13 protein-coding genes are annotated in these 16682 nt (G+C 67.8%); 4 read left to right on the top strand and 9 right to left on the bottom strand.

The features are described 5' to 3' along the window. Positions 1-107: 107 nt before the first annotated feature. The 3 genes from ACFWFP_RS32470 to sucC form a co-directional block, all read right to left on the bottom strand. Positions 108-1136 (bottom strand): DUF5336 domain-containing protein, encoded by a 1029-nt coding sequence (locus ACFWFP_RS32470; RefSeq protein ID WP_379301515.1) that lies wholly within the window; start codon positions 1134-1136, stop codon positions 108-110. Positions 1137-1340: 204 nt separating this feature from the next. After that, entirely contained in the window at positions 1341-2258 is a 918-nt protein-coding gene (sucD, locus tag ACFWFP_RS32465) for a succinate--CoA ligase subunit alpha (RefSeq protein ID WP_379301513.1), read from the bottom strand. A 12-nt stretch (positions 2259-2270) separates the two neighbouring features. Continuing rightward, positions 2271-3440, bottom strand: a complete 1170-nt coding sequence (gene sucC, locus ACFWFP_RS32460; protein WP_379301511.1) for an ADP-forming succinate--CoA ligase subunit beta — start codon at positions 3438-3440, stop codon at positions 2271-2273. A 517-nt stretch (positions 3441-3957) separates the two neighbouring features. Between sucC and ACFWFP_RS32455 the strand changes: the two genes are divergently transcribed. Continuing rightward, positions 3958-4998: a M23 family metallopeptidase gene (locus ACFWFP_RS32455; protein ID WP_379301509.1), complete on the top strand. Its 1041-nt coding sequence runs from the start codon at positions 3958-3960 to the stop codon at positions 4996-4998. Positions 4999-5072: 74 nt separating this feature from the next. Then, positions 5073-6452: a DUF1731 domain-containing protein gene (locus ACFWFP_RS32450; RefSeq protein WP_379301507.1), complete on the top strand. Its 1380-nt coding sequence runs from the start codon at positions 5073-5075 to the stop codon at positions 6450-6452. 19 nt (positions 6453-6471) lie between these two features. On the opposite strand, the gene ACFWFP_RS32445 is transcribed toward ACFWFP_RS32450, so the two are convergent. Then, on the bottom strand, positions 6472-8814 hold the full coding sequence (locus tag ACFWFP_RS32445; protein ID WP_379301571.1) for a UvrD-helicase domain-containing protein: 2343 nt from the start codon (positions 8812-8814) through the stop codon (positions 6472-6474). A gap of 616 nt (positions 8815-9430) precedes the next feature. On the opposite strand from ACFWFP_RS32445, the gene ACFWFP_RS32440 reads away from it, so the two are divergent. Further along, positions 9431-9724, top strand: a complete 294-nt coding sequence (locus tag ACFWFP_RS32440) for a chorismate mutase (RefSeq protein ID WP_067449740.1) — start codon at positions 9431-9433, stop codon at positions 9722-9724. 101 nt (positions 9725-9825) lie between these two features. On the opposite strand, the gene ACFWFP_RS32435 is transcribed toward ACFWFP_RS32440, so the two are convergent. Further along, complete coding sequence (locus tag ACFWFP_RS32435; protein WP_379301504.1) at positions 9826-11280, bottom strand: NAD-dependent succinate-semialdehyde dehydrogenase; 1455 nt, start codon at positions 11278-11280, stop codon at positions 9826-9828. A gap of 190 nt (positions 11281-11470) precedes the next feature. Between ACFWFP_RS32435 and pgi the strand changes: the two genes are divergently transcribed. Then, positions 11471-13114: a glucose-6-phosphate isomerase gene (gene pgi / locus ACFWFP_RS32430; RefSeq protein WP_379301502.1), complete on the top strand. Its 1644-nt coding sequence runs from the start codon at positions 11471-11473 to the stop codon at positions 13112-13114. Here the strand turns inward: pgi and ACFWFP_RS32425 are convergent. From ACFWFP_RS32425 to ACFWFP_RS32410, 4 genes are read right to left on the bottom strand one after another with little or no spacing between them, the layout of a single operon-like run. Then, positions 13083-13649 carry a potassium channel family protein gene (locus tag ACFWFP_RS32425; RefSeq protein ID WP_379301500.1) on the bottom strand — a complete coding sequence of 189 codons (567 nt, stop codon included), beginning with the start codon at positions 13647-13649 and terminating at the stop codon, positions 13083-13085. The two genes, pgi and ACFWFP_RS32425, sit on opposite strands and share 32 nt — an antisense overlap. A 59-nt stretch (positions 13650-13708) precedes the next feature. After that, the gene (locus ACFWFP_RS32420) at positions 13709-14374 is read right to left on the bottom strand and encodes a nucleoside/nucleotide kinase family protein (RefSeq protein ID WP_379301498.1); all 666 of its coding nucleotides are present in this window, start codon (positions 14372-14374) and stop codon (positions 13709-13711) included. Positions 14375-14421: 47 nt separating this feature from the next. After that, positions 14422-16050 (bottom strand): acyl-CoA dehydrogenase family protein, encoded by a 1629-nt coding sequence (locus ACFWFP_RS32415; RefSeq protein ID WP_379301496.1) that lies wholly within the window; start codon positions 16048-16050, stop codon positions 14422-14424. An 18-nt stretch (positions 16051-16068) separates the two neighbouring features. Beyond that, on the bottom strand, positions 16069-16674 hold the full coding sequence (locus ACFWFP_RS32410) for a TetR/AcrR family transcriptional regulator (protein ID WP_379301494.1): 606 nt from the start codon (positions 16672-16674) through the stop codon (positions 16069-16071). Positions 16675-16682 lie beyond the last annotated feature (8 nt).

Raw genomic sequence — 16682 nt, 5'->3', positions numbered from 1 at the left:
CAGCGTGGCAGCTTCCCCGGCGGCCGCGGGTCAGGCGCGCCGCGAGCCCACAGGCGTACCTGTGGGCTCGCGATCGAACCTTGACCACCGTGCGGCAGCCGTCGGTTCTACTTGTTGTCGTCGTTCGGACGGAACGCGGTGGTCGCGTCGGCCGCCGGGTCGGCGGTCTGCTCGCCACCGAACGGCTGCGGCTGGCCCGGCGACGACGGCTGCGCGCCACCGTAGGTCGGCGCACCGAACGGCTGGCCCTGCTGCTGTCCTCCACCGAAGGTCTGCGTCGCGCTCTCATCCGGACGCGGCTGTGCCTGCGGCGCCGAGCCGTACGGCGAGGGCTGCTGCTGCGGGGCACCGTACTGCTGACCGTACGGCGACTGCTGCGGCTGACCGTAGGACTGCTGACCCGGCTGACCGTAGGACGGCGGCTGCGCCTGCGGCACCGACGGCTGGCTCTGCTGGCCGTACGGCGACGGCGACTGCGTCGGGTACTGCCCACCGGTCTGGGCCTGGCCGTAACCGGTCTGCCCGTAAGGCTGCTGGCCGGTGCTCTGGCCGTACCCCTGCTGGCCGTAACCCTGCTGGCCGTACTGGCCGTACGGGTTCTGCTGCTGTTGCGGCTGGGCAGGTTTCGGCGCGGGCAGCTTGATGATGCCGAGCCCGAACAGCAATGCCAGCACCATCAGCACGGCGACGACGAACGAGAACGCGGCCACCACGAACGCGCCCCACTGCAGTTCCGTGCCCTCGCCCACGCTGATCAGCGACACCACGACGCCGAGGAACGAGGCCACGGCGAGTGCCGCGGCGACACCGAGGACGTTCTGCTTGGGCAGCAACGACAGCCCGGCCAGCAAAGCGGCGGCCAGGATCAGCGTCGCGAGGGCGCCGTTGCTCGACTCGAACATGCTGGCGGTGGTGGTCTCACGCAGCACGGAGAAGCCGACATACGGCGCGAAGCCGAGGAAGAAGGTGACGACGCCGAGTCCGGCGGCGGCCGCGGTCAGGATGAACGGCAGTCCTTTGCCATCCGAACCGGTCACGGTCGATGGCGAAGCCGCGGCGGCTCCGGTGCTCGGGCCCTGAGGCGCGGCGGGTGTCGCGGGTGTGTTGTACCCGGAGCCCCCGGTCGGGTATGACATGTCTCGTCGTCTCCTTGTCGAGTCGTGCGCATCGGTCGCGTCGAACTGACTGGTGCCTGATCCGATACCTGACGCTACTGCACGCTACGGCCCCGGTCATCACCTACCGATACAGGCTGTGGATAAACCACCGCCTGTGGATGAATCGACGAAGGCCGCCCAGGTTAAACCTGAAGGCGGCCTTCGACAGTGTGAGATTTCAGATCACGCAGAAGCGATAGACGCCTTCTCCAGGATCTCGCGAGCGAGCGCGGCGGTGGCGGACGGCGTCTTGCCGACCTTCACGCCTGCGGCCTCGAGCGCTTCCTGCTTGGCCTGCGCGGTGCCGCCACCACTGGAGACGATGGCGCCGGCGTGGCCCATGGTCTTGCCCTCGGGCGCGGTGAAACCGGCGACGTAGCCGACGACCGGCTTGGTCACGTTGGCCTTGATGTAGGCCGCGGCACGCTCTTCGGCGTCGCCACCGATCTCGCCGATCATGACGATGATCTTGGTCTCGGGGTCCTTCTCGAACGCCTCGATGGCGTCGATGTGGGTGGTGCCGATGACCGGGTCGCCGCCGATGCCGATCGCGGTCGAGAAACCGAAATCGCGCAGCTCGTACATCATCTGGTAGGTGAGCGTGCCCGACTTCGACACCAGGCCGATCGGGCCCTTGCCGGTGATGTTGTTCGGGGTGATGCCGACCAGCGCCTCGCCGGGGGTGATGATGCCGGGGCAGTTCGGGCCGATGATGCGGGTCTTCTCGCCCTTTTCGACGTTGTAGGCCCAGGCGTAGGCGGAGTCCTGCACCGGAATGCCCTCGGTGATGACCACGAGCAGCGGGATCTCCGCGTCGATGGCCTCGATGATGGCGTCCTTGGAGAAGGCGGGCGGCACGAACGCGATGGAGGTGTCGGCGCCGGTCTTCTCGATCGCCTCGGCGACGGAGGCGAACACGGGCAGCTCGATCGAGTTGCCGTCTTTGTCGGTGTGGGTGACCGTGGTCCCGGCCTTGCGCGCGTTCACGCCGCCGACGACGTTGGTGCCCGCCTTCAGCATCAGCGCGGTGTGCTTGGTGCCCTCGCCGCCGGTGATGCCCTGGACGATGACCTTGTTGTCCTTGTTCAGGAAGATGGACATGTTCGCTGTTCCTTACTTGGCGCTGAAGGCGAGTTCGGCGGCCTTGTCGGCGCCCTCGTCCATGGTCTGGGCCAGCGTCACCAGCGGGTGGTTGGCCTCGGCGAGGATGCGACGACCCTCTTCGACGTTGTTGCCGTCCAGACGAACGACCAGCGGCTTGGTGGCCGCGCCACCGAGCACCTCGAGCGCGCCGACGATGCCGTTGGCGACCGCGTCGCAGGCGGTGATGCCACCGAAGACGTTGACGAACACGCTCTTGACCTGCGCGTCGCCGAGGATGACATCCAGGCCCGCGGCCATCACGGAAGCCGAAGCGCCGCCGCCGATGTCGAGGAAGTTGGCCGGCTTCACGCCGCCGTGGTTCTCACCGGCGTACGCGACGACGTCCAGGGTCGACATGACCAGACCGGCGCCGTTGCCGATGATGCCGACCTCACCGTCGAGCTTGACGTAGTTGAGGTCGTTTTCCTTGGCCTTGAGCTCGAGCGGGTCGGTCGCGTCGACGTCGGCGAACTCGAGGTGGTCGGGATGCCGGTACTCGGCGTTCTCGTCCAGGGTGACCTTGCCGTCGAGGGCGAGGATCTCGTCGTTGGGAGTGCGCACCAGCGGGTTGACCTCGACCAGGGTGGTGTCCTCGTTGACGAAGACCTCCCACAGCTTCTGGATGGTCACGGCCGCGGCGTCGAGCACGTCGGCGGGCAGGTGGCCCTTCTCCGCGATCTCACGGGCGAAGGCCAGGTCGACACCCTTGACGGCATCGACGGCGATCTTGGCGAGGCGCTCGGGAGTCTTCTCCGCGACCTCTTCGATCTCCATGCCGCCCTCGACCGAACACATGGCCAGGTAGGTGCGGTTGGAGCGGTCGAGCAGGAAGGAGATGTAGTACTCCTCCGCGATGTCCTTGGCCTCGGCGACCAGGAGCTTCTTGACGATGTGGCCCTTGATGTCGAGGCCGAGAATGTTCTGCGCGTGCGTGAACGCGTCTTCCGGAGTGGCCGCGTACTTGACGCCGCCAGCCTTGCCGCGGCCGCCCACCTTGACCTGCGCCTTGACCATCACGGGCTTGCCGATTTCCTCGGCAATGGCGCGTGCTTCTTCGGCCGTGTCGCAAACACGACCCTCGGACGAAGGCACTCCGTGCTTAACGAAGAGCTCCTTCGCCTGATATTCGAAGAGATCCATGTACTCACCGTCTCGTCTGCGTTGCTATGACAACGTCTTTGTTGGCGGCCCGACGTCGGTAGCGGGTCGGATCGGACTGTAGCTAGTCACGGGGAGGGGTAAACGACCACGTTCATAGTAAGTGGCGCAGGTCACGACCCATAACGGGAGCCCCGGAAAACCGCTGGCCAAGGCTACTGGCGAGTAGTTTTTGGGCGTTTCACAACGCCTTGGCAGGTCGGGCCGCCTAAAACCGGAACCCCCCGGCATCTACTACGTTATGTCGTCGACAGACCTCACCCGAGATGCCGGAAAACGGTGAGATATTCCAAGGCGTTACGGTGACGAATGTCACACGCAGGTGTAGGTTTTCGACCAGCGCTTGCCACTCTGCAATCGCTTCGTTACCGTCAATGCGGTCGAAGTCACAACCAGGTCACGACAACCAGGTCACGACTGGCAGGTCAGGACTGAGGAGGACGACAAGCTTGAGGTACTTCAGTACTCGCTTGGAACAGCCGGCGAATCGGCACGGCCGATGAACCACCGCTCCACCCTTCCAGTCGAAGATCGCACCAACTCCGGCCACCGTTACCGGTATGCCGACGAATACACATCGCATCCGCAGGCCCGCCCAGCCCCCGCCGCCGCATGGCCGCAGACCGACGACGCGTGGCGCGACCAGAACTCGTGGTCCGACAACGCGGCGTGGACGCCCGCCGAAGACGAATGGACCGCGGACGAGTCCTATGACACCGGCACGTACGGCACCGACTGGGCGCCCGCGGCCGAAGAGACCACCGCGGAAGAATCCCCCGCGCCGCGTCGTGCCGACCGGCGGGGTGGCGCACACCGGGTCCCCGCACCGCCCGCCGCGCTGAAGGGCCGCGCCGCCGTCATCGCCGTCGCCGCCGGCGCGGTTGTCGCCGCGGGTCAGGCGGCCATGGCCGATCCGGGCCAGCCCGCGCACGGCATCGACTACGAGGCAGCGGGTCAGGTCCACGAGATCGCCGCCCAGTCCATGAGCACGGCCGACGTCGGCGACCCGGGCACCGGCGTGGCACCCCAGGTACTCGACGCCACCGCCATCGCCGACAAGAACCACTTCGACGACATCCTCGCCAAGGGCGCCAAGTTCGCCGAAGATCTCGCCGCCCAGGAATCCGCCAAGCTGCGGCCCCTGTTCGCCAAGTTCACCTCGGGCAACTACACCTCCGGTTTCGGCGCCCGCTGGGGTGTCCAGCACCTCGGCATCGACGTCGCGGGACCGATCGGCACCCCGATCTACGCGGTCGCCGACGGCACCATCATCGAAGCGGGTCCGGCGTCCGGATTCGGCATGTGGGTCCGCGTCCTGCACGACGACGGCACCGTCACCATCTACGGCCACATCGACACCGCCACCGTCTCGCAGGGCGAGCGCGTGATGGCGGGCGACCAGATCGCCACGATGGGCAACCGCGGCTTCTCCACCGGCCCGCACTGCCATTTCGAAGTCTGGCTCAACGGCACCGACAAGATCGATCCGGTCCCGTGGCTGGCCACGCGCGGCATCAGCCTCGGCGCCCAGCGCGACTAGGTGATGGGTGGCCATCTGGCTGCGTGACCAGTAGCACGCTTCCGCTCTGTCAGGGGCGGGGTTAGCGTTGCGGTATGGCTGGTACGACGAAGTACACGCAGTTCATCGGGCTCGCACCGGAATTGGTGTGGGGGGTGCTCGGGGATCTCGAGCAGTGGCCGGAGTGGAATCCCGGGGTGCGGTCGGTGCGGATGCACGGGCCGGTCGCTGTCGGCGTCACCGGTGACTACCTCCCCAACGGAAAAGTCTCGGCGCGGATTCACGAGCGGTTCGCGGAACCGTTCACCGTCACCGTGTTCGAACCGAATCGTGAGCTCGGCATCACCCAGCCCGAACCGGCGGGCACCATGTACCTCACCTGGCGGCTGACTCCGCGCGACGGCGGGACGGAGCTCACCCAGGAACTGCGGTTCACCGGGTCCTCCGCCGCCGCGGCCCGCACCGTCGTCCGCCCGTTCATCGAAACCGATGCGCGCGTGAACTTCTCGCGGCTGGCCCGGCTGGCCGGGCTCGCTCCCGTCGACGACGCGCTGAATGTCGTCATCGCCGGTGGCACCGGCGCGCTCGGCCTCCAGGTCGCCGCCGACCTGACCTGCCGCGGACAACGCGTCACCCTGCTGACCCGCCGCCGTAACCCGGATCTGCCGTTCCGGCAGACCGAATGGGACGGCCGCTCGGTCGGCTCCTGGTCCGCCGAACTACGCGAACCCGGCCGGCTCGCGGTGATCAACCTCGCCGGAAAGCTGGTCGACTGCAGGCCGACCGAACGCAACGTGGCCGAATTGCGCTCCAGCCGAGTCGATTCCACCACCGCTCTCGTCGCCGCGGCAGGCCTGCGCGACACCCCCGTCGACTATTGGATCCAAGCCAGCACCACGGCCATCTGGTCGGACGCGGGCGAAACCCGGTGCACCGAAACAACTCCTCTGCCCGTCGGCCTCCCCCAGATGACCGGCGTCGCCCAGCCGTGGGAGGAGGCGTTCGACCCCGCCCGCGCCGACCACTGGACGATCCTGCGGACCTCCATCGTCCTCGACCCCGACGCCCCCGCCCTCAAACGCCTCGGCCAGCTCACCAAGGCCGGCCTCGGCGGCCGCGTGGGCCCCGGCGATCAATGGTTCAGCTGGATCCACATCGAGGACTGGCTGGCCGTAGTCCGCGCTTGCCTCGGCCTCGATCCGGCCGTCACTCTCCCCGACGGCATCCTCGTAGCCGCCACCGAATTCCCGGTCCGCAACACCGAACTCATGGCCACCCTCCGCCGAATTCTGCACCGCCCCCCATCACCCCCCACGCCGAAGGCTGTGCTCACCGTCGGCGCCGTCTTCCTCCGCACCGATCCGGCACTCGGCCTCACCGGCCGCCACGCCACCTCCGAAGTCCTCCACAAGGTCGGCTTCGACTTCCGCTACCCCACCCTCGACGAGGCCCTGACCGACCTCTTCCCCCACTGACGCCACCCACCGAACACCGTCACAGCTTCACAATCGTCCGGCTGAACTGCGGAATCAACCGAATCTTGCCCGCCGTCCCGAAGTCGATAGTCACCGTAGCCAACGGCCCCACCCCATCAGCAGCCACCACCCGCCCCAACCCGTACTTGTCATCGGTAACCCGATCGCCCACGGCAAGAACGAGTTCCGTGTTGTTCCGCTTCACCGCCCCACCCGGCGCAGGCCTGCGCTCGCCGGATCCCCCACGCACACCGGGCCGCTGATCCCATCCGTTCCCACTGGTCCAGTCGCGATCGAACCCGCTGTCCTCGCCCCGGCGCCGCCCGCGCTGCACCGGCGAGATCACCGGCTCCAACCTGCGCCAATCCAGCAGATGCTGCGGAATCTCCTGCAAGAACCGAGATTCCGGGTTCGACACCGGCTGCCCCCAGCCGGACCGCACCACAGCGCGCGAGAGATAGAGCCGCTGGCGAGCCCGCGTGATCCCCACGTAGGCCAGACGACGTTCCTCGGCCAGTTCGCTCGGATCACCCAGCGCCCGCATGTGCGGGAATTGCCCGTCCTCCCAACCGGTCACGAAGACCACCGGGAATTCCAGGCCCTTGGCCGTGTGCAGCGTCATCATGGTGACCACGCCGGTGCCCTCGTCGGGGATCTGATCGGTATCGGCGACCAGCGACACCCGCTCGAGGAACGCGGCAAGCGACCCGGGCTCTGGTTCGCCGTCGCCCGCCTCCGGTACCAGCCCTTCCTCGCGCGCCGCCTCGGCATTGTTGAACGCCTCGGAACTGAATTCGCGTGCGACGCTGACCAATTCGTTGAGGTTGTCGAGCCGCGCGCCGTCCTGCGGATCGTCGGAAGCCTCCAGTTCGGCGCGATATCCGGTGCGATCGAGCACCGCCTCGACGACATTGCCCACATCGGGATAGTCGCTGTCGGCCCGCTTTCCCGCCACCCGGATCTCGTCGAGCAGATCGAGAAATCCCGCGATGGCCCGCTGCGCGCGGGTATTCAGCAGCGCGACCGTGCCGTCGGCGGCATCGCGCAGCGCCGCGGCGAAACCGATACCGCGCTGTTCGGCATGCACCGCCACGCACGCCTCCGCGCGGTCGCCGATACCGCGGCGCGGAGTGTTGAGAATGCGGCGCACACTCACCGCGTCTTCGGGATTCTCCAGCACGCGCAGGTAGGCCACCACGTCACGCACTTCTTTGCGCTCGTAGAATCGCACACCACCGACCACCTTGTACGGCAGGCCCATGCGGATGAAGATCTCTTCCAGCGCACGCGAATTGTTGTTGGTGCGATAGAACACCGCCACGTCGCCGTAGTTCGCGTCGCCCGTGTCGACGAGCCGATCGATCTCCTTGGCGACGAAGGACGCTTCGTCGTGCTCGTTGTCGGCGACGTAGCCGGTGATCAGTTCACCTTCGCCGGAATCGGTCCACAGTTTCTTCTCGCGCCTGCCCTCGTTGCGCGCGATCACCGCGTTGGCGGCGGACAGAATGTGCTGGGTGGAGCGGTAGTTCTGTTCCAGCAGAATGGTTTCCGCGTCCGGGAAGTCGCGTTCGAATTCCTCGATGTTGCGTATGGTGGCGCCGCGGAACGCGTAGATGGACTGATCGGCGTCGCCGACCACGCACAGCTCGCTCGGCTCGACCGCCTGTTCTTGCGCCTCGCTGTGGTGCCCGACCAGCTCACGCACCAGCACGTACTGGGCGTGGTTGGTGTCCTGGTACTCGTCGACCAGCACATGCCGGAACCTGCGCCGGTAGTACTCGGCGACCTGGGGATGGTTCTGCAGCAGCGCGACCGTCTCGCCGATCAGATCGTCGAAGTCCATCGCATTGGCTGTGCGCAACCGCCGCTGGTACTCGGCGTAGACCCGGGCGACCAGCGCGGGCAGTTCGGTGTCGTCGGCTTCCGCGTCGGCGGCGGCCTTTTCCGGACCGATCAGTTCGTTCTTCAGATTCGAAATGGCGGTCGACAGCAAACGCGCCGAATACTTCTTCGTATCGATCTCGAAATCGCGACTGATCATCGTGAGCAACCGACGAGAATCGTCGGCGTCGTAGATCGAGAAATTCGAGTTCAGGCCGGGCAGCAGGGCCGCCTGCATCCGCAGAATGCGCACACAGCTGGAATGGAAGGTCGACACCCACATGCTGGCGGCCCGCGGACCGACCAGCCCGGCGACCCGTTCCCGCATCTCGGCGGCGGCCTTGTTGGTGAAGGTGATGGCCAGGATCTCCCCGGTGCGGACGCCGCGCGCCGCGAGCAGATAGGCGATGCGGCGGGTGAGCACCGCGGTCTTGCCCGAGCCCGCGCCCGCCACGATCAGCAGCGGGGATCCCGCGTGCATCACCGCGGCACGCTGGGGCGGGTTGAGCCCGTCGAGTAGACGCTCGATCTCCTCGGCGCGCTGTTGTTCACGCTCCTGGCGACGCTGTGACTGTTCGGCGCTGTTCCTGGCCGCCGCCTGAGCCAGCGCGGACGCGCCGCTGCCACCACCGTCCCGAGGCGGTAGCGCGGCGCCCTTAGGCGCGGGCGCGGGTTCGCTGGGATCGGCGGCTGAGGCGTGGGGAGCGACCGTGATATCCATCGTCTGTCCACGCTACCGGCGGGCACCGACAAGCCGCGAACCGCCGCCACCGGGGTGACCGGCCGGCGACAGCCGGGCAAACTCCCGGTGAACCGGGCCCGGTCGACGCCGCCGACGCCTGGTGAACGTTCTCAGCGAATTCCTAAACAGAACTGTTTTGCCTCCCCAGCCGCCCGTGGCAGACTGAGCCGCATGGTCAGCGCTTCTCCGCATGCCCGGATCGGCAGCCGATCCGATATCGTGGCGGGGAGTACTGATTGCGCACTCCCGGGGGATCCAGTACTGCCCATCGGGAAAAGTTTCAGGGTGACGGAACAGATCGGGTAACAGGCCGTTCGGTTTGACCGATCCAAGTTCTGACACGAGGAGATGAATGATGAGCACCCCTGCTACGGCCACCGGCTCCGATTCGGCCCTGCCGCAATCCGAAGCCGAGATCGACAAGCTCCGCCTCGAGATCGATCAGCTCGATGCCACGATTCTCGCCGCGATCAAACGCCGCAGCGAGATCTCCCGGATCATCGGCCGCACCCGGATGGCTTCCGGTGGTACGCGCCTGGTCCACAGCCGTGAGATGAAAGTCCTCGAGCGCTTCAGTGAGCTGGGCCAGGAGGGCCACACCCTCGCCATGCTCCTGCTCCGCCTCGGCCGCGGCCGCCTCGGCCGCTAGCCCCAGACCACAAACCACGCGGCGGACCAGCCAGTTCGCCGCTTCCGAAAAGCCGCCCCGGGTGCGACACCATCCCCGGGGCGGTTATTTTTCTGCCCGGCTCAGGTCAGGGCGATGTACTTGGTGTTCAGGTATTCCTCGATGCCCTCGGTGCCGCCCTCGCGACCGAAGCCCGATTCCTTGACGCCGCCGAACGGGGCGGCGGGGTCGGAGATGACGCCACGGTTCACGCCGACCATCCCGCTCTCCATCGCCTCCGAGATGCGGAGCGCGCGGTCGAGATCTCGCGTGTAGACGTAGCTGACCAGCCCGTATTCGGTGTCGTTCGCGGCGGCGACACCCTCGTCCTCGGAATCGAACGCGACGATCGGGGCGACCGGGCCGAACACTTCCTCGCGCAGGATGCGCGCGGTCGGCGGGACATCGCCCAGGATCGTGGCCGGGTAGTACCACCCCGGACCGCCGGGCACTTTGCCGCCGATCAGCGCTCGCGCGCCCACGGCGACAGCATCGTCGACCAGGTCGCTCACGATCTCGCGCTGGTCCTCGCTCACCAGTGGGCCGAGGGTGGTCGCGGCGTCGGTGCCGGGGCCCATCACGACGGTGTCGGCCATCGCGGCGACGAACTTCTCGGTGAACTCGGCGACCACGCCGCGCTGCACGTAGAACCGGTTGGCCGCGGTGCAGGCTTCGCCGCCGTTGCGCAGCTTCGCCTGCATCGCACCGGCCACGGCGGCGTCGATATCGGCATCGTCGAACACGACGAACGGCGCGTTGCCGCCCAATTCCATGGACGTGCGCAGCAGCCGGTTCGCGGACGCCGAGACGAGCTTCTTACCGATTTCGGTGGAGCCGGTGAAGGTGAGCTTGCGCAGCCGCGGATCGTCGATCAGCGGGCCCGTGACGGCCCCGGAACGCTGGGTGGTGATCACCGACAGGACCCCGTCGGGCAGGCCCGCCTCGCTACAGAGCTTGGCCAGCGCCAGCATGGTCAGCGGCGTCGCCGAGGCGGGTTTGACGATCATCGTGCAGCCCGCCGCCAGCGCGGGGCCGATCTTGCGGGTGCCCATGGCCAACGGGAAGTTCCACGGCGTGATCGCCAGGCACGGTCCCACCGGCTGCTTGGCGACCATGATCCGCCCGGTTCCCGACGGCGCGTTCAGATACCGCCCGTGGATCCGCACGGCTTCCTCGCTGTTCCAGCGGAAGAACTCGGCGCCGTAGCGCACCTCGTTGCGGCTCTCCGACAGCGCCTTGCCCATCTCGAGCGTCATCAGCAGCGCGAATTCCTCCGCGCGCTCGGTGAGCTGCTCGAACACCGTCCGCAGGATCTCGCCCCGCTCCCGTGACGGCGTCGCCGCCCACGCCTGCCCCGCCGCGACGGCCGCGTCCAAGGCGCGCATCGCGTCCTCGGGGGTCGCGTCGGCCACCTGCGCGATCACTGTCCCATCGGCCGGATTGCGCACGTCGAAAGTGCCACCCCCGGTGGCCTCGACGGGTCCGGAGCCGATCCACAAACCCTTGGGTACGAATTCGAGTACATCGCGTTCAGACACTGTCCCGCCTCTCCGAGAATGTTGCGCGTCGTCCGGGAGCTCGACTGCCGGCTCTCGGCCTTGCGTCGCGTGCGCGGCACTGGGAGGCGGTGGGGCCTCGTGCCCGGCACACTCCCAGACCGTACCGGTGGTCTGTCGGGGTCGTCGACACCCGCGCGCCAGCCCGCCGGTTACGCGGTACCCTCGGCTCGTGAGCAGCAGCGACATCACCGCGTCGGCGGCCTGGCAGGCACTGCACAGCAACCACCGCACCGTTGCGCCGATGCACCTACGGCAGCTGTTCGCGGATGACCCGGACCGTGGTCGCGAGCTGACGACGCAGGTGGCGGACCTGCACATCGACTACAGCAAACATCGCGTGACCCGCGAAACCCTGCGCCTGCTCGTCGATCTCGCGCGCACGGCAGGTGTGCCGCAACGACGCGACGCGATGTACGCGGGCCAGCACATCAACACCTCCGAGGACCGCGCGGTCGGCCATATCGCCCTGCGCCTACCGGTCGGTGACCAGCTCTGCATCGACGGCACCGACGCCGACGCCGAGGTGCACGACGTCCTGCGCCGGATGGGCGAATTCGCCGATTCCGTGCGCTCGGGTGCGTGGCGCGGCGCGACCGGCCAACGCATCGAGACCATCGTCAATATCGGCATCGGTGGTTCGGATCTGGGCCCCGACATGGTGTATCGCGCACTGCGCCATTATGTCGACGCGGGCATCGGTGCCCGTTTCGTCTCGAACGCGGATCCCGCCGATCTGGTCGCCAAGCTCGCCGGGCTCGACCCGGCGACCACCTTGTTCATCGTCGCGTCCAAGACGTTCTCGACGCTGGAGACGCTCACCAATGCCACCGCCGCGCGCCGCTGGCTGGTCGACGCGCTGGGTGAGGAAGCGGTCGCCAAGCATTTCGTCGCGGTGTCGACGAATGCGGAACGGGTGGCCGCCTTCGGCATCGACACCACGCACATGTTCGGCTTCTGGGATTGGGTCGGCGGCCGCTACTCGGTGGATTCGGCGATCGGCCTCTCGGTGATGGTGACCATCGGCAAGGAGCAGTTCGCGGAATTCCTCAGCGGAATGCACGCCGTGGACAAGCATTTCGCCACCGCGCCGCTGGAGGAGAACGCGCCCGTACTGCTGGCGATGCTCGGCGTCTGGTACTCGAATTTCTTCGGCGCGGAATCCCGTGTGGTCCTGCCCTATTCGAACGATATGGCCCGATTCCCCGCCTATCTCCAGCAATTGACGATGGAATCCAACGGCAAGTCGGTGCGCGCCGACGGCACCCCGGTCACCTCCTCGACCGGCGAGATCTTCTGGGGCGAGCCGGGTACCAACGGCCAGCACGCCTTCTACCAGCTCCTTCATCAGGGCACGCGCCTGATCCCCGCCGATTTCCTCGGCTTCGCCAGGTCCACCGACGACCTGCCGACCCGCGACGGCACCGGCAGCATGCAGGACATCCTGATGAGCAACCTGTTCGCGCAGTCGAAGGTGCTGGCGTTCGGCAAGACCGCCGAGGAGATCCGCGCCGAGGGCACCGATCCGGAACTGGTGCCGCACAAGGTGATGCCGGGCAACCGGCCGAGCACCACGATTCTGGCGCCGGAGCTCACGCCGTCGGCGCTGGGTCAGCTGATCGCGCTCTACGAGCACCAGGTGTTCGTCGAGGGCATCATCTGGGGTGTCGACAGTTTCGATCAGTGGGGTGTCGAACTGGGCAAGCAGCAGGCCCTCGCCCTGATGCCGCTGCTGAGCGAACCGGAAAAGCCGGTGTCGGTGGGTGATTCGTCGACCGACGAGCTCATCGAGTGGTATCGGGCGCATCGCCGCTGAGCTCGTGCGCGGCCCGAGTCGCGGCCTGGATCCGGCCGGTCACGCTGGTGGTGATGATGGTGAGCAGGGTGCCGAGCACCACCAGGTCGAACACGATCTGCACCATCGTCACGATGCGCGCGGTCTGACCGACGGCGTGCACGTCGCCGAATCCGACGGTGCCGAGGGTGACGAGCGTGTAATAGAGCGCGTCGGTGCGAGTTTCGAGCCCGGCGAACTGATCCGGATGCAGCTGCTGCAAGCGGTAGTAGAACAGCGCGAACACCACGCCGACGATGCACACGAGCAGCAGCAATCCGTCGACCTGTGCTCCCGCGGCGGTCGGTTCCCGGAGATAGTTGTCGATCCGCCGCCAGACCAGCCAGCCCAGCCCGGCGATCCCGCCGACGAAGAGGAACACCCCCACCAGCCGCCCCGGCCACGCGTCGAGCTCGAACATCCAGCCCACCGGCACGCTGTAGTACAACACCACCGCGCACAACGCCGCCGCGCCGTTGCGCATCGCATGCCCGGGGAACCGCCGACCTCGCGTCATCACTCCATGATTGCCCCGACGCCGCCGATTTCCGTGCCACACGCGCCGTTCGCAACGAATCAGGTCACGCGATAGCCGTGCCCGACGGCGGTCAACACGTGGTCGGCGCGGTTCCTGCTCGCCGCGACGAGATCGGCGTTGCGCAGATCGCTCCCGCGCACCTTCTCCTGCGCCTGGCCCGGTGTTCGCCCGCCCGCGGTGTGCCGGTCGATGAGTCGTTCGGCGAGCACCTGTCGTGGCGCGTCCAGGTACCAGCACGCGTCGAGCAGCCCGCGGACCTCAGCCCATCCCGGCGCCTCGGCCTCGGTCAGCAGCAGGTAGTTGCCCTCGACGACGACCACCCGCTCGTCACACACGACAACACCGCCGTCGGTCGGCTCGTCGATCGCGCGATCGAACAGCGGCCACGGTACCGGCGCTCCGACCGGCGTTTCCCGCAGCAACCGCAGATCCGCGACGAACCCGCCTGCGTCGAAGGTATCCGGCTCACCCTTGCGCGCCAGGGCGTTGCGCGCCCGCAACACGTCGTTGCGCAGGTGATACCCATCCATCGGAGCTACCGCCGCGGGCCGTCCCGACCTGCTCAGCTCGACGCGAAGCCGCTGCGCCAGTGTCGATTTCCCGGCTCCGGGCGGCCCGGCGATCCCCAGCAGAATCCGCTCGTGGCCCACCGGGACCCGTTGCGCCAGTTCGCCCACCGACAGCACCTCGTTCGCCCAGGTCACGTGCCTACCCTACGCACCGGGCGTCAGCAGGCCAGGACGACGCGGATTCAGCGAACGTCGACGAAACCTCGTTCGATGATCGCACCGGTGTCCGCGCCGACGGGCAGGGTGCCGAAGGCGATGCCCCAGTCGGCGCCGAGACGGGTCGCGCAGAAGGCATCCGCGACGGCCGGGTGACCGTGCCGCACCAGCTGTGCGCCCTGGAGGACGAGTGCCATCAGTTCCACCACGCGGCGGGCCCGGTATTCGATATCGGACAGGTCGGTGAGTTCCTTGCCCACCCGGTCGATCGCGTCGTCGAGACGCGCATCGGCGCCGCGGGCGAGTCCGACCTCGGCGAAGTACGCCTCGACCGTTTCGGGCTGACGTCCCATGGCGCGCAACGCGTCCAGCGCCGCCACATTGCCCGACCCTTCCCAGATCGACATGAGCGGCGCCTCGCGATACAGCCGCGGCATGCCCGATTCCTCGGCATAGCCGTTGCCGCCCAGGCATTCCAGCGCTTCGGCGGCGTGCGCGGGAGCACGCTTGCAGACCCAGTACTTGGTGATGGCGAGCGCGATCCGGCGCAGCGCGGCCTCGGCCGGGTCGCTGCCCGCGCGGTCGGTGGCTCCGGCCAGGCGCATCATCACCGTGGTCGCGGCATCCGATTCGATGACGAGGTCGGCCAGCACATTGCGCATGGCGGGCTGGTCGATCAACCTGGCGCCGAAGGCTTCGCGGTGGCGGGCGTGATGGATCGCGGTGACCGCGCCGAGCCACATGCCGGTGGCCGAGCCGATCACGCAGTCGAGGCGGGTCATGTTGACCATCTCGATGATCGTCTTCACGCCTGCCCCCTCGGCGCCGACGAGCCAGCCGGTGGCGTTCTCGTATTCGATCTCCGAGGACGCGTTGGACTTGTTGCCCAGCTTGTCTTTCAGCCGCTGGATGCGGAGGGGGTTGCGGGTGCCGTCGGGCAGCACCCGGGGCAGCAGGAAACACGACAGGCCGCCCGGGGCCTGCGCGAGGGTGAGGAACATGTCCGACATGGGCGCCGAGGTGAACCACTTGTGCCCGACGATGCGGTACGAGCCATCGGGTTGCGGTGTGGCGGTGGTGGTGTTGGCCCGGACGTCGGAGCCGCCCTGCTTCTCCGTCATCGACATACCCGCGATGAGCCCGGCCTTGGTCGACGGTTCGCGCAAACCGAAATCGTAGGTGCGCGAACCGAGTAGCGGCTCGAAGCGAGCGGCCAGCTCGGGGTTGTGGCGCAGCGCGGGTACCACCGCGTAGGTCATCGAGATCGGACACATGTGTCCGGCGTCGGCGGCGCCCCAGGTGTAGAACTTGGCGGCGCGCGCGGTGTGCGCGCCGGGCCGCTCGTCGCGCCACGGCGAACCGTGCAGACCGTGTGTCACCGCGACATTCATCAGGTCGTGCCAGTGCGGGTGGAATTCCACCTCGTCGACGCGATTGCCCCACCGGTCGTGGGTGTGCAGCACCGGCGGGTACTCGTTGGCGAGCCTGCCCCACTCCTGCGCCTCGAAACCGCCTGCCAGCGCGCCGAGTTCGCGCACTTCGGCTTCGGCCCAGCCCGCGCCCTCACGGTGCAGGCCTTCCAGCAGCGCGGGGTTGCGCGCGGCGTCGAAGGGGATCAGTGGTGGCGCCTGGTTGAACACTTCGTGGGTCGGCATGTCCGGTAACTCCTTCGACTACAACGTTTCCGGGCGCGCACCGAGGGCGCGCACGGCGAAAGCGACCAATTCGGGGATGACGGTCTCGGCGTGCGGGGTGGCCGCCAACGGGCCGACGAGCACCTCGCCGATCGCGCCGACGAGGGCGGCGGCGGTGAGACTCGAGTCCTGGGCGGGCAAGCGCCCTTCGGCGACACCGTGCGCGATCGCGGTCTCGAACGATGCGGCGAACGCCCGCCGGAATTGCAGCCGCTGCGCGTCGACGGCGGCGTCGACGGGCTCGGCCAGCAGCACGTAGGCCAATTTCGGGTTCTTCATCGCGCGCCCGGCGAAGGTCTCCACGGCGGCGGTGACCCGCCCCACCACGTCGCCATCGGCCACCGCGGCGCGTACCGCGTCGACCTCGCGCGCGACGACCGTCTCGAAGACCGCGGCGACCAATTCGGCCTTGTTCTCGAACTGCTTGTACACGGTGCCGGTGGCGATGCCCGCCTCCGCGGCAACCGCGGCCATCGACAGCCCGGCGAACCCGTCACGCGAGAGCACGCGGGTGGCGCCCTGCACGATCAGCGCCCGTTGCGCGTCGAGCCGGGCCTGCACGGCCGGGGTCCTGCGGTACACCATGTGAAGAA

The organism is Nocardia sp. NPDC060249 (genome assembly GCF_042728755.1).
Classification (GTDB): domain Bacteria; phylum Actinomycetota; class Actinomycetes; order Mycobacteriales; family Mycobacteriaceae; genus Nocardia.
This window is presented reverse-complemented; position numbering and strand designations above follow the sequence as displayed.